General features: G+C 69.7%; 10 protein-coding genes and 1 riboswitch. Of the genes, 4 read left to right on the plus strand and 6 right to left on the minus strand.

Annotated elements, in window-relative coordinates:
- Nucleotides 1–29: 29 nt before the first annotated feature.
- Nucleotides 30–305: riboswitch (cobalamin riboswitch) on the minus strand.
- A 47-nt stretch (nt 306–352) separates the two neighbouring features.
- Nucleotides 353–1,276: a LysR family transcriptional regulator gene (locus ACEN96_RS12825; protein ID WP_495588395.1), complete on the minus strand. Its 924-nt coding sequence runs from the start codon at nt 1,274–1,276 to the stop codon at nt 353–355.
- Nucleotides 1,277–1,372: 96 nt separating this feature from the next.
- On the opposite strand from ACEN96_RS12825, the gene ACEN96_RS12830 reads away from it, so the two are divergent.
- Nucleotides 1,373–2,128 carry a uroporphyrinogen decarboxylase/cobalamine-independent methonine synthase family protein gene (locus ACEN96_RS12830; RefSeq protein ID WP_495588396.1) on the plus strand — a complete coding sequence of 252 codons (756 nt, stop codon included), beginning with the start codon at nt 1,373–1,375 and terminating at the stop codon, nt 2,126–2,128.
- Here the strand turns inward: ACEN96_RS12830 and ACEN96_RS12835 are convergent.
- Nucleotides 2,121–3,098 (minus strand): GMP reductase, encoded by a 978-nt coding sequence (locus ACEN96_RS12835; RefSeq protein ID WP_495588397.1) that lies wholly within the window; start codon nt 3,096–3,098, stop codon nt 2,121–2,123. The genes ACEN96_RS12830 and ACEN96_RS12835 overlap by 8 nt on opposite strands.
- Nucleotides 3,099–3,346: 248 nt before the next feature.
- On the opposite strand from ACEN96_RS12835, the gene ACEN96_RS12840 reads away from it, so the two are divergent.
- The 3 genes from ACEN96_RS12840 (at nt 3,347) to ACEN96_RS12850 (ending at nt 8,840) form a co-directional block, all read left to right on the plus strand.
- Nucleotides 3,347–4,468: a beta-ketoacyl-ACP synthase III gene (locus tag ACEN96_RS12840; RefSeq protein ID WP_495588398.1), complete on the plus strand. Its 1,122-nt coding sequence runs from the start codon at nt 3,347–3,349 to the stop codon at nt 4,466–4,468.
- Between the two features lie 118 nt (nt 4,469–4,586).
- Nucleotides 4,587–5,612, plus strand: a complete 1,026-nt coding sequence (locus tag ACEN96_RS12845) for a substrate-binding domain-containing protein (RefSeq protein WP_495588399.1) — start codon at nt 4,587–4,589, stop codon at nt 5,610–5,612.
- Between the two features lie 15 nt (nt 5,613–5,627).
- On the plus strand, nt 5,628–8,840 hold the full coding sequence (locus ACEN96_RS12850) for a hybrid sensor histidine kinase/response regulator (RefSeq protein WP_495588400.1): 3,213 nt from the start codon (nt 5,628–5,630) through the stop codon (nt 8,838–8,840).
- Here ACEN96_RS12850 and ACEN96_RS12855 read toward each other — a convergent pair.
- From ACEN96_RS12855 to ACEN96_RS12870, 4 genes are all read right to left on the minus strand, one after another.
- Nucleotides 8,808–10,112 carry a hypothetical protein gene (locus ACEN96_RS12855; RefSeq protein WP_495588401.1) on the minus strand — a complete coding sequence of 435 codons (1,305 nt, stop codon included), beginning with the start codon at nt 10,110–10,112 and terminating at the stop codon, nt 8,808–8,810. The genes ACEN96_RS12850 and ACEN96_RS12855 overlap by 33 nt on opposite strands.
- A 108-nt stretch (nt 10,113–10,220) precedes the next feature.
- Nucleotides 10,221–10,742 carry a hypothetical protein gene (locus tag ACEN96_RS12860; protein ID WP_495588402.1) on the minus strand — a complete coding sequence of 174 codons (522 nt, stop codon included), beginning with the start codon at nt 10,740–10,742 and terminating at the stop codon, nt 10,221–10,223.
- A 206-nt stretch (nt 10,743–10,948) separates the two neighbouring features.
- Nucleotides 10,949–11,974 (minus strand): ribonuclease T2 family protein, encoded by a 1,026-nt coding sequence (locus tag ACEN96_RS12865; protein WP_495588403.1) that lies wholly within the window; start codon nt 11,972–11,974, stop codon nt 10,949–10,951.
- Between the two features lie 83 nt (nt 11,975–12,057).
- Nucleotides 12,058–12,876 carry a transporter gene (locus tag ACEN96_RS12870; RefSeq protein ID WP_495588404.1) on the minus strand — a complete coding sequence of 273 codons (819 nt, stop codon included), beginning with the start codon at nt 12,874–12,876 and terminating at the stop codon, nt 12,058–12,060.

Raw genomic sequence — 12,876 nt, forward strand, 5'->3', positions numbered from 1 at the left:
GCCGCATGCGGAATGGGCGCGTCGCCAGGCGACGCGTCCGCCTGTTGGCCGGTATCCGGGCTGTCGGAAGAATGAACCCGTGTTGCCTTCCCGGACAGCCGTCCAGTGGTCTCAGACACGAGCCGCGCGCCGCGAGGGCCGATGGCATCGGGGATCCGACGATCTCGGCGGGGCGCGCCTTCCGCTTACCGTTGCGGGGGCAGCTCAGGTTGGGGCCGCATCGCGCTGCGCGCGGTCCCTCCTGATTCCCGTTGAACTGCGCCGGCGGAGGACCGGGCGCGAGCACCAACGGGCGGCATCATAGCGGCGCGCGCGTTGCGCGGACGCCGCATCGAGGGGCTTGCCTCGCGCCTCAGAGCAGGCTCACGCCGCTGAGATTCACCAGCGAGGTCTCGCGCATGATCCGCACGAAGTCGGCGAGGAAGGGCTTGGCCGCGAGCCGGGCCGGCGTGACCGCGTAGAGCCGGCCGGTGAGGCCCGCCTGGCCGATGCGCTGGCGCGCCACGTAGCCGCGCGACAGGTAGCTCTCGACCGCCCACAGCGGCAGCGCCGCGAAGCCGCGGCCGCTGGCCACCAGCTGCAGCATCGCCACCGTCAGCTCGCTGGTGCGCCGCGGCGGCGTGATGCCGGCGGGCTTCAGCACGCTGCGGACCAGGTCCAGCATCTCGTCCGGCACCGGATAGTGGATGTAGGCCTGGCCGGCGAAGTCCGCGGCCTCCAGCCAGGGCTTGGCCAGCAGCGGATGGCCCTTGGGCAGCAGCGCGACGATCTCGAAGCTGAACAGCGGATGCACCGCGACGCTGGACTCGTCCGCGTCCACGTCGGACACGATCGCGAGTTCCGCCCGGTCCTGATGCAGCAGCCCGACCGGATCGGCCTGGAAGCCGGACACGATGTCCAGCTCGACCTCCGGCCAGCGCTCGCGGAAGGCATCCATCGCCGGCATCAGCCAGTCGAAACAGGTGTGGCATTCGACGGCGATGCGCAGCTGACCCGCCGATCCTTCGACAAGCCGGCGCATGTCGCGATCCGCCTCGTCGATCTGCGGCAGCACCTGCTCGGCGAGCTTCAGCAGCCGCTGGCCCGCGACGCCGAAGCTCAGCGGATTGGATTTGCGCTCGAAGAGCTCGATGCCGTAATGCTCCTCCAGGCCCTTGAGCTGGTGGGAGAGCGCGGACTGCGTCAGGTTCAGCAACTGCGCGGCGCGCGAGACGTTGCCTGCCTCGCGCAGCGCGACGAGCGTGCGCAGATGGCGGAGTTCCAGCGGTGTGTACATGAGCCGTTCCGATGATCAAGTCGAAAAACTTTCGTTTGAATCATAGAGGCGCTCCTCCCATGATGTCGAATCAAGTTCATGTTGAAGAAGAAAATCATGATTCGGACTCATGCGATCGGTGTCGCCTCCTGGGATGAGCAACGCGCGGCGGGCCTCGACTACGTGACGGTCGGCGCGGTCGCGGCGGAGCGGCGGGTCGAGGATCTGGCGCGGCTGCTGGGCTGGGAGCCGGGCGTGGCGATGGGCGCCAACGCGGCGTTCGCGCTGAATGCGGAGGCGCTGTTCGCCGCCGTCGACGCGGCGATTGCGTTGCCGTGCAGTCCGAAGGCCGCGCTGCTGGGGCCGGTGAGCTTCCTGCGGCTGGCGGCCGTCGAGGCGGGCGTGGATCGTCTGGCGCTGCTGGACCGGCTGCTGCCGGTCTATGAGGGGCTGCTGGTGCGCCTGGCCGCGCGCGGCGTGACCTGGATCCAGCTCGACGAGCCCATCCTCGGCGAGCCGCTGCCGGACGACTGGCAGGCGGCGCTGCGCAAGACCTACGCGCGGCTGGCGCAGGTGGATCCGCAATTGCTGCTGGCGGCGGATGCTTCGCCGCTGGGCCCGAACCTGCCGCTGGCCTGCGAGTTGCCGGCGGGCGGCCTGCATGTGGACGCGCTGCGCGCGCCGGAGGAATTGCGGGAGATCGCCCGCCGCCTGCCGCCGGATCGCGAGCTCTCGGCGGGCGTGGTCGACGCGGCCGTGATCCGTCCGGACGACCTGCCGGCGGCGCTAGCGGCCATCGGCGACGTGCGGGAGATGCGCGGCGGCCGGCTGTGGCTCGCCGCGCAGGGCGGGCGCGCCGCCGGGCTCACATGAACAGATGCTCGCCCGCGTTCTCGCCGCCGAGCACCACGTAGTTCACCTTGCGCAGATCGGCCAGGCTGCGGCCGCCGGCATAGGACACCGAGCTCTGCAGGTCCTCTTCCATCTCGCGCAGGGTGTCCGAGAGGTGGCCCTTCACCGGCTCGAGGATGCGCTTGCCTTCGACGTGCTTGTACTCGCCCTTGTTGAAGTCGGACGCCGAGCCGTAGTACTCCTTGTAGCGCTTGCCGTCGACCTCGACGGTATTGCCCGGCGACTCCTCGTGCCCCGCGAACAGCGAGCCGATCATCACCATCGCCGCGCCGAAGCGCACGCTCTTGGCGATGTCGCCGTGATGGCGGATGCCGCCGTCGGCAATGATGGGCTTGGTCGCGACCCGCGCGCACCACTTCAGCGCCGAGAGCTGCCAGCCGCCCGTGCCGAAGCCGGTCTTGAGCCGCGTGATGCAGACCTTGCCCGGGCCGATGCCGACCTTGGTGGCATCGGCACCCCAGTTCTCCAGGTCGATGACGCCCTCCGGCGTGCCCACGTTGCCCGCGATCACGAAGGTCTTGGGCAGCTTGTGCTTGATGTGGGCGATCATCCGCTGCACCGAGTCGGCGTGGCCGTGCGCGATGTCGATGGTGATGTAGTCGGCGCCGACGCCTTCGGCGGCCAGGCGGTCGATGAGCGCGTAGTCGGCGTCCTTGACGCCGGCGCTGAGGGACACGAACAGCCCCTTGTCCCGCATCGCGCGGGCGAAGGCGAGGGCGTCCAGGTCGAACCGGTGCATCACGTAGAAGTAGCCGTTGGCGGCCAGCCATTCGGTGATGGACTCGTCGACGACCGTCTTCATGTTCGCGGGCACCACCGGCAGCTTGAAGCGGCGGGGGCCGAAGTCGATCGAGGTGTCGCACTCGCTGCGGCTGGTCACGCGGCACTTGCGCGGCAGCAGCAGGATGTTGTCGTAGTCAAAGATTTCCATGGTCCAAAGTCGCAAAGTCGGGCTGCGTTGATGCAGTGCATGCCCTGGGCTGCGAGCGCTTGACTTGAGACCCGGCCAAAAAAAAAACCGGGTCCCAAAATTTGGGCCCGGTGGCTCATTCTACGCATGACGGCGGGCACGCGTGCCGCACGGCGGTGCGAACCGCCCCGATCAGGGGCTTTTGAACCCGGTTCGCTAAACTTCGCCCCTTGGCCCCACGCCCGGGGCGCTCCCACAAGACAAGCCACATGCACTCCGTCGTCATCAGCGGTACCGGTCTCTACCAGCCCCCGCACGTCATCACCAACGCCGAACTGGTGGACGCCTTCAACCGCTACGTCGACCTCCAGAATGCCGAGCACGCCGAGGCCATCGCCGCCGGCACGCGCCAGCCGCTGGTGCACTCGAGCGTGGAGTTCATCGAGAAGGCTTCCGGCATCAAGCAGCGCTACGTGATCGAGAAGGAGGGCGTGCTCGACCCCGCGCGCATGCATCCGCGCTTCGAGGAGCGCGCGGATGACCAGCTGTCGCTGATGGCGGAGATCGCGGTGGATGCGGCGCGCAAGGCGCTGGCGGCGGCGGGGCGCCAGCCGCAGGACGTGGACGCGGTGTTCTGCTCCGCGGCCAACATGCAGCGCGCCTATCCGGCGATGGCGGTGGAGATCCAGCAGGCGCTGGGCGCGGGCGGCTATGGCTTCGACATGAACGTGGCCTGCTCGTCGGCGACCTTCGCGCTGGAGCAGGCCTTCAACGCGGTGCGTTCGGGCGCTTCCAGGTGCGTGCTGATCGTGAATCCGGAGATCACCTCGGCCCACCTCGAGTGGAAGGACCGCGACTGCCACTTCATCTTCGGCGACGTGTGCACCGCGATCGTGGTCGAGCGCGCCGACCTGGCGGTGGCGCCGGAGCAGTGGGAGATCCTGGGCACGAAGCTGGCGACGCAGTTCTCGAACAACATCCGCAACAACTTCGGCTTCATGAACAAGGCCGAGGACAGCGATCCGGAGGCGCGCGACAAGACCTTCCGCCAGGAGGGCCGCAAGGTGTTCAAGGAAGTGGTGCCCATCGCCGCGGCGCACATCGAGCAGCACCTGGCCGCGCTGCACATCCAGCCCACCGACGTCAGCCGCTACTGGCTGCACCAGGCCAACCTGGGCATGAACCAGCTGGTGATCAAGAAGCTGGTCGGCGGCGAGGCGGGCGCGGAGATCGCGCCGCTGATCCTGGATACCTACGCCAACACGGCGTCGGCCGGCTCGGTGATCGCGTTCCACGAGCATCGCGCCAACCTGAAGCCGGGCGACCTGGGCGTGATCTGCTCGTTCGGCGCCGGGTACTCGGTGGGCAGCGTGATCGTGAAGAAGCGCTGACGCGCACCGGGCCCCCTGAACAGGTGGCCCGCGCCCGCTCCTGATCGGCGCAGCATTGCGCACGGAGCCCGCCCCGCATGCCGCGGCGCGGCGCGCCGTCCTCACCGGGGAGCGAGCCATGGTCCTGTTGCTCCGCGCCTTCCTCGCCGGCGCCATCCTCCTGCCGGTGGCGCCACCGTCCTTGTCCCAGACCACCGGGCCGGCGCCGCCCCTGTCGCCCCCGTCACCGGTGCAGCGCCAGCGCGTCGTGATCATCCCCAAGCTGGTGGGGATCACCTACTACGACGCGGTGAAGTCCGGGATCGATGCCGCCGCCCGCGAACTCCCCGACCTGGACCTGACCTGGACCGGCCCCGCGCAGGACCAGGTGGAGAAGCAGATCGAGATGATCGAGCGGCTCATCCCGACGAAGCCCGCGCTGATCGCCGTGGCCGCGAACGATCCGGTGGCCATTGCGCCGGTGCTCGCGAAGGCGCAGCGCGCCGGCATCCACGTGATGAGCTGGGACGGGGACAGCCAGCAGCGCGAGTTCTTCGTCAACCTGGTCGACTTCGAGGAATTCGGCGCCCGGCTCGTCGAGTCCGTGGTGAAGGAGATCGGCGAGAAGGGCGACCTGGCCATCGTCACCACCAGCTTCACCGCGCCCAACCAGACGAGCTGGATCGATGCGATGAAGAAGACGATCTACGCGCGGCATCCCGGCCTGCGCATCGTCGACATCCGCCCCGCCGGCGAGAGCACCGAGGAGGCCTATCGGATCGCGCAGGACTACCTGAAGTCGATGCCCGGCCTGAAGGCCATCGTCGCGCTGGGCGCACCGAATCTTCCCGGCGTCGCGCGCGCGGTGAAGGACGCGCAACTGGCCGGCCGCATCGCGGTGATCGGCAACTCGACGCCCAACCTGATGCGCGGCTTCCTCAAGGACGGCACCGTCAGGACGGTGCTGCTGTGGAACGCGCCCGACCATGGCTATCTCACCGTCTACTGCGCGCGCCAGCTGCTCGGCGGCGGACTGAAGGCCGGCCAGCCGTTCGAGGCGGGCCGCCTGGGCCGCTTCACGCCGCGCAAGGACGCGGTCAACCTGCAGGTCGCGCTGCCGGTGCTGGTGTTCACGAAGGACAACGTGGACCAGTTCAAGTTCTGAGGCGAGGGGCCGGCGGTGAAGGTCTCGACGCGACTCAACCTGCTCTCGCTGCTCACCGTGCTGGTGATGACGGTCCTGGTGCTGGGCGCGGCGGTGGCCTTCCTGCAGGCCGACCTGAAGCAGTCGCGCGAGCGCCTGATGCAGCTGGAGCTGCAGGGCGCGACTCAGGCCATCCGGCAGCAGCTCTACCGCTCCGGCGTGCTGGCGGCGGCGAAGGAGGCCGAGGAGCAGCTGCGCCAGCTGCGCGGAAAGGAGGGCTTCGCCACGGCGACGCTGTTCATCGTCGAGCGCAACGACCTGCGCGTCGTCTACCACCCGCAGGGGACGATCGGGCAGCGGGCGCGGCATCCGTTTGTCGAGGAGATGGTGCGCCGGGGCACCGGCACGCTGGAGTACGAATACCTCGGCGAGCGGCGCCTGGCGGTGTTCCACGCGCTGGAGCCGGTGGGCTGGCTGATCGGGGTGGCGGTGTCGCAGCGCGAGATGTACGCGCCGATGTTCCAGTTCATGCGGGCGATCGGCGGCATCACCTTCGTGGCGCTGTGCCTGAGCGGCCTGGCGGTGAACCTGTTCGGGCGCTGGCTGATGCGGCGGGTGCGGGCGGCGCTGCTCTGCGTGCAGCAGATCGGCCAGGGCGACTTGTCGGCGCGCGTGCCGCAGGCGCTGGTCGATGACGAGATCGGCGACCTGCAGCGCGGCATCAACGCGATGGCCGGGCGCATCGAGGCGCGCACCGCCGAGCAGCGCGAGGCCCGCCAGGCGCTGAGCGCGGGCGAGTCGCGGCTGCGCCGCGTGATCGAGTCCAGCATGATCGGCGTGTTCTTCTGGGACGTGTCCGGCGCGGTGACCGAGACGAACGACGCCTTCCTGGAAATCATCGGCTACGCGCGCGAGGACCTGGAGGCCGGGCGCATCGACTGGACCGCGCTGACGCCGCCTGAGGAGGCCGACGCGGACCGCCGCGCCGTGGCGCTGCTGCGGGCCACGGGCCGCTGTCCGTCCTACGAGAAGCACTACATCCGCAAGGATGGACGGCGGGTGCCGGTGCTGATCGGCGGCGCGCTGCTGAGCGACTCGGCGCAGCAGGGCGTGGCCTTCATCGTCGACCTGACCGAGCGCCGCCAGGCGGAGGCGGACCGGCAGGCCCGGCGCGTGGCCGAGGCGGCCAGCCAGGCCAAGGGCGAGTTCCTGGCCAACATGAGCCACGAGATCCGCACGCCGATGAACGCGATCCTGGGCATGTCCTATCTCGCGCTGCAGGGCAGTCTCGACCCGCAGCAGCGCAACTACATCCAGAAGGTGCACGCGTCGGCCGAGTCGCTGCTGGGGATCATCAACGACATCCTGGACTTCTCGAAGATCGAGGCCGGCAAGCTGGACATGGAGACCATCCCCTTCGACCTGTCCGACGTGATGGACAACCTGGCCAACGTGATCGGACTGAAGGCGGAGGAGAAGGGGCTGGAGCTGCTCTTCGACGAGCCGCCCGACCTGCCCACGGCGCTGGTGGGCGATCCGTCGCGGCTGGGGCAGGTGCTGCTGAACCTGGGCAACAACGCCGCCAAGTTCACCGAGCAGGGAGAGATCGTCATCGCCGTGTCGGTGCTCGAGCGCGATGCCGGCGGGGCGCGCCTGCGCTTCGAGGTGCGCGACACCGGCATCGGCATGAGCCAGGCGCAGCAGCGCGGCCTGTTCGAGCCCTTCACGCAGGCGGACGCGTCGACGAGCCGGCGCTATGGCGGCACCGGGCTGGGGCTGGCGATCAGCCGCCAGCTGGTGCGGCTGATGGGCGGCGAGCTCGAGGTCGAGAGCGCGCCGGGGCGCGGCAGCCGCTTCGGGTTCAGCGTGCGGCTGGGCCTGGATGCGCGGGCTTCGGCGCCGGAGCGGGCCCGGCTCGACCTGGAGCGCCTGCGCGGCGCGCGGGCGCTGATCGTCGACGACAACGCGAGCGCGCGCGAACTGCTGGCGGAGATGACGGGCGCGCTGGGCTTGAAGGTCGAGACCGCGGTGGATGGGCTGGATGCGCTGCGGCAGGTGGCGCTCGCCGAGGCGCGCGACGAGCCCTACGACCTGCTGCTGCTGGACTGGCGCATGCCGGGCATGGATGGCGTGGCCTGCGCGCGGGCGCTGTCCGAGCGCCGGCATCCGCGCCATCCGATGCCGCCGGTGCTGATGCTGACGGCCTTCAGCCGGCATGAGGTGCAGCAGCGGCTGGACGATCAGCGGGTCACGGTGGGGGCGCTGCTGACCAAACCGGTGACGCCGTCGACGCTGTTCGACGCCTGCGCGACCGCGCTCGGGCTGAAGGGCACGCCGGCGACGCGCCGCGCGCAGCGGGAGGAGTCGATGCAGGGCTACCGGGCCGCGCTGCAGGGCGCCCGCATCCTGCTGGTCGAGGACAACGCCTTCAATCAGGAGCTCGCGCTGGACGTGCTGCACCGGGCCGGCATCGAGGTCAGCGTCGCGGGCAACGGGCGGGAGGCCTTGGCGATGCTGGAGGCGCACGCCTTCGACGGCGTGCTGATGGACTGCCAGATGCCGGTGATGGACGGCTATGCCGCGACGCGGGCGCTGCGGGAGGATGCGCGCTGGCGCGAGCTGCCGGTGATCGCGATGACCGCCAACGCGATGGTCGGCGACCGGGACAAGGCGCTGGCCGCGGGCATGAACGATCACGTCGCCAAGCCGATCCGGATGGAGGAGCTGTTCGGGGCGCTGGCGCGCTGGGTGCGGCCCGGGGCGGCGGCGCCTGGCGTGGCCGCGGATGGCTCGAAAGGCGCGGACGGCGCGGACGGCGTGGACGCGCGTGATGCCCTGGACTCGGGGTTCGGTGGTCTGCCGCAACTGCCGGGCGTCGACTTGAAGGCGGGCTTGGCCGGAATGATGGGTGATGGCGCGCTCTACCGGCGGCTGCTGCGGATGTTCCAGGAACGTCAGACCGACTTCCTGGCGCGCTTCCGCGCCCTGCGAGCCGCGCACGACGCGGCCGCGATGCGGATGGCCCATGACCTGAAGAGCGCGTCGGCGGCGCTTGGCATGAAGCAGGTCCACGCCGCGGCGCAGGCGCTCGAGCAGGCTTGCCTGCATGACGCGGACGAGGCCGCGCTCGATCCGCTGGCGCGCGAGGTCGATCGCGTGCTGATGCCCGTGCTGGCCGGGCTGCGGGCGCTCGACGGCGACGGCGAGGGCGCGCCGTCAGCCGGCGGGCGGCCGCGCGCCGGCGCCTGAGACCTCGGAGGGGCGCTTCCCGGCGCCCTTGCGCGGCTCCGCGGCTTCCCGCGCCAGCTGCTCGCGCGCGAGCTCGATGTCGTCGCGATCCAGGCGGTCGAGCTGATACCGGAAGTCCCGCATCAGGCCGTCGCATTCGGCCAGGCGCGCGCGATCCGCGCCGGAGCGGCGATCGAGGGCGTCGAGCAATTGCCGCACGTCGTTCGGCAGGCCCGGGAGCTCGCTGTCGTCCGGCGCGTCCTCGGGGCGCGCCCAGTCGGCCATGTACACGCGCATGGCCAGCCACAGGTCCGAGTGAACGGCCTGAAGGGCGAAGGCCTGGCAGGCCGGATCCGCGCTGTGCTTGCCGTCCGGGCAGACCCGGCGCGCGGCTTCCACCACCGTCACGCCGATTGGCGGCGCGTTCATCTTCAGCAGGACCGCGCCGCCTTGTTCCGGGGTGGCGAATCCCATCTGGGCGAAGCGGCGCAGGGCCAGTTCATCGCCGGTGCCGGCATGCGTGGCGCCGCGGCTGCCGTCCATGATCGAGCGGGCGGCGGCGGTGTCCTGGCTCTGGCCGGCGGCCATCCAGTAGGGGAGCAGGTTGCCCGGGTCCATGGCCATCCAGCGCGAGGCCGGCACGCGCGTGCAGATCTCGGGATGACCGGCGGAGCAGCGCGACGCGACCATGCCGAAGACGGCGGGATCGCTGGTCGACTCCGCGATCGAGATCGCGCGCGGCCAGTCGTCGCGCAGCAGCGCGGCGATGAGTCGGCCGGGCTCGTCGGTGGCGCCGTCGAGCCGCTGGGCGAAGGCCTCGATGCGGCGCTGAAGCGGGGTGCCTTTCCGGGAGAGGCGTTCGTCGACGGAGTTGCCGTTGCGCCGGTTCACGCGCGTGTCGTCGCCGCAGAGCGTGCCGATGCCATCGATGAAGGGAGCCTCATCCGACGAGGCGTAGGTGTCGTGGTCCTCGGGGTCCGCGTCATCGAGGTGGTCGAGGTCGTCGGCGTCGAAGAGCTGGAGTTCGTCCGCCAGGTCGTGGTCCGCGGCGCCAGCCGTTCCGGCCTCGGCGAGGAGCGTGCCGGAGGCGGAGGCGGAGGAGGGCGGGGCGGCAGGGGCCGATTCGGCAGGGACATCGAGGGCCGCGCGAACCCGTTCCAGCGGCAAGGCCCCGAACGATGCGGCGAGCGCCACGGCCACGGCGATCGCGATGCCGCCCACGGCGACCGCCCATCCACGCCAGGAGCGCTGGCGCTGACGGGGTGGCTTCGAGGGGGCGTCTCCAGAGGGCATGCGTCGCTTGGTTGTCGGCGCGCAGCATACAGGCGAAGGGCTCAACCACCAGAGACGCGTGCACGCAGCGTCATCGCGAGGCAGGTATCGCTCTCGCGTGACACCGGATTAGGCGAACTTCTTGACGATACTTCCCCGGCTGTCCAAATAGCTCCCCAGGTAAGAAGGCGGCAAGCTGTTGAAAGCCGACGCCCTCCCGGTCGGATCTCGATAAACCGCATGGAGGTTATTGGTTCCGGCGATATGGTCGAACATCAGCTGGTGATTTTCACGAATCACCGCATGCGCGTACCGAGGACCGCTGGAAAGGCAGTCGGAGATTCTTCCTATTTCGGCGTCTATGGCATCGGCCGGAATAGGTTTGAGGGAGAACGCTGTTTTCAACTTGCCTGACGGACGTACGGGCTCGCCAGTCCCCAGCGTGGCGGTCACGAAAGGCGTTTCGGGGTTGCCTCTCTCGCCGTAGGTGTGGACCTTTTTCAGACCTTGCCAAGGATCCACCACGATCGCATGGTCGCCTGCCTCGGGCGCGCGCCAATCCCCAATGATCACAAGACTGTGCTTCTTCGATTCCAGTACTTTGAATACCGGCTGGTCTCGCCGATGGCTCTGGAGTTCGGCAAGCACCATGTTTGCATACCGCAGGCCTTTGCTGGGAAGACGAGGGCCGCATCTGCTCGCCGTAGGTCACGGGTGCCTGGGCACCGTCCATTCGGCCGCATATATTCCCCATTGCCGTTCTCTCCCATTCATGAAACGCAGGAGAAACCCATTGGACGGCATGGGTCCGGCGGGCTCGGGTACCCGCCGAATGGACGAACGGAAATCCGAATTCCTCAGCGCCCGCTCGCCTCGATCCGGATCTCGTCCGCGCGGCAGGTGCCGCCGCCGCTGCCGCCAGGCTGGGCGCCCAGCAGTTGCTTGAGCGATCCCCCCGCCTGGTAATCGCGCGGCAGCTTCACCTGGATCTCCGTCAGGTACTGCCCCGAGCACATCAGCTTCACGCTGTCCCGATAGGCGTCACTGCCGGTTTCGGCCTTCAGCTTGTCGTAGAACGCGCGCCGCGAGATCGATCCGCCGATGTTCTGCCGGATGTATTGCCCGACGCCCGAATCGTTGAACTGCTTCACCAGGTCCACCGCCCGGCGGAAGTACGCATCCGGGTTCATCGCCTGGCAGGTGCCGTGCTTGCGCCACTCGTGCTCGCCGAAGCCCTTCTCGTACATGAAATTCGGCATCCACGGCCCGATGTAGGCCACCGTCTCCTTGGACACCGTCATCGGCGCCGTGCTGCAGTTGCCGTAGCTGATGCCGCATTGCTGGCGGTTCGGCCACAGCCCGTGCAGCGTCAGGTTGCTGACCTTGAGCTTGCCGCTCTCCATCGCCTCGCACTCCGGCTTGCCGCGCTTGCCGCCCGCCGTCCATTCGCAGAAGCCGGGCTGCCACGACATCGCCAGCACGAAGCTGTCGTACTCATTCGCCGTGGAGCACATGCCGCCGCGGCCCGACATCGACGGTCCGCTGCCCTCGGCCGGCGCACGGCCGGACTTGGCCGGAGCGGCGGCGTCCGAGCCGCCGCCCGCGCTGCCGCAGTCGTTCTGCACCCAGCGCTCGGGCGGCCGCGCGCCCGGCACCTGCACGCGGGTCCAGCCGGCGTCATGCGTCTCCAGGATCGTGTAGCCAGTGCCCGGCGACAGCCTCGCGCCGTCGGGGTTGGTGGTCTTGCGGAAGGACTGGAAGGCCTCGCAGGCGCGCGAGGCGGTGAAGGTGCCGCTGGCGGGCGCCGCCCAGGCCGAGGGCAAGGCGCCGCAGGCGAGCGACAGGAGAGCGGTGTGCAGGAAGGTGCGGAGGGCGAGGCGCATGGGCATCAAGCAAGGCTGAAACGACAGCCGGCTTTGTACGTCATCTCGCCGCTCACGGGGACCCTCCCGGCGAGCGAGCGGCCTCAGAACCCGATCGACACGCCCAGGCCCAGCACCCAATCGGGGGTCTGCTTCGTCAGCCCGCGGTTGAGCGAGGCATCGAGCTGCAGCCGCCGGTCGAGCAGCCAAGTCACCCCCGTGCCCGCCGAGATGCTCCGGCCGCCATTGCGGTTGGATGCCAGCTGATCGCCGGCGACCTCGACGTAGCCCTTCCAGCGCTCCGCGATCGGCCAGCCCAGCGAGGCGCCCAGGATGCCGCCGACGAAATGCCCGCCGTCCTCGCGCCGGTCGCGGTACAGGCCGCCGATCACGCCGGCCGACCAGTCGTGCGGCAGGTCCCATTCCGCCGTCAGCCGCAGCGACGGCCGCACGCCCTGGCCCCGGAACGCGGCCGAGCCGCTGTCCATGTCCATGTGCAGCAGCCACGCCAGGCCCGGCTTGCCGTGCTCGCCATCGCTGTCCTGCCAGTGCCACTTCACGCCGAGCGCCGTGTCGGCCCAGCCGCTCACGCGCGCCGTGCCGTCGGCATCGGTCGCGCGCAGGCGCTGGTAGCCGTCGGTCTCGATGCGGAACTCCCAGTCCTCGGCGAAGCCGAATCGCAGCAGCGTCGGCGTCGACCACAAGCGGCTGCGGACACCGTCGCTCTTGTCGCGCTGGTAGCCGATCCCCGTCTCCAGCAACGCGCGGCCCTTGCCGACGGTGCTGCTCGATTCGACGATGCCGGGCTGGTCCGGCTCGATGGCGTCGGCCTCGTCGGCCGCCCACGCGGACATCGAGGCGGACATCGACACAGCGGCGATCAGCAGCGCCGCGGCGCGGCCGCGAAGGAATTCAGGCTTCAT

The sequence above is a fragment of the Roseateles sp. Mitsp63 genome (assembly GCF_059491535.1).

What these genes read in the sequence shown, in the direction of transcription:
- ACEN96_RS12825 (WP_495588395.1), bottom strand. Translation starts at nt 1,276, where the DNA reads ATGTACACACCGCTGGAACTCCGCCATCTGCGCACGCTCGTCGCGCTG.
- ACEN96_RS12830 (WP_495588396.1), top strand. Translation starts at nt 1,373, where the DNA reads ATGATTCGGACTCATGCGATCGGTGTCGCCTCCTGGGATGAGCAACGC.
- ACEN96_RS12835 (WP_495588397.1), bottom strand. Translation starts at nt 3,098, where the DNA reads ATGGAAATCTTTGACTACGACAACATCCTGCTGCTGCCGCGCAAGTGC.
- ACEN96_RS12840 (WP_495588398.1), top strand. Translation starts at nt 3,347, where the DNA reads ATGCACTCCGTCGTCATCAGCGGTACCGGTCTCTACCAGCCCCCGCAC.
- ACEN96_RS12845 (WP_495588399.1), top strand. Translation starts at nt 4,587, where the DNA reads ATGGTCCTGTTGCTCCGCGCCTTCCTCGCCGGCGCCATCCTCCTGCCG.
- ACEN96_RS12855 (WP_495588401.1), bottom strand. Translation starts at nt 10,112, where the DNA reads ATGCCCTCTGGAGACGCCCCCTCGAAGCCACCCCGTCAGCGCCAGCGC.
- ACEN96_RS12860 (WP_495588402.1), bottom strand. Translation starts at nt 10,742, where the DNA reads ATGGTGCTTGCCGAACTCCAGAGCCATCGGCGAGACCAGCCGGTATTC.
- ACEN96_RS12865 (WP_495588403.1), bottom strand. Translation starts at nt 11,974, where the DNA reads ATGCGCCTCGCCCTCCGCACCTTCCTGCACACCGCTCTCCTGTCGCTC.
- ACEN96_RS12870 (WP_495588404.1), bottom strand. Translation starts at nt 12,876, where the DNA reads ATGAAGCCTGAATTCCTTCGCGGCCGCGCCGCGGCGCTGCTGATCGCC.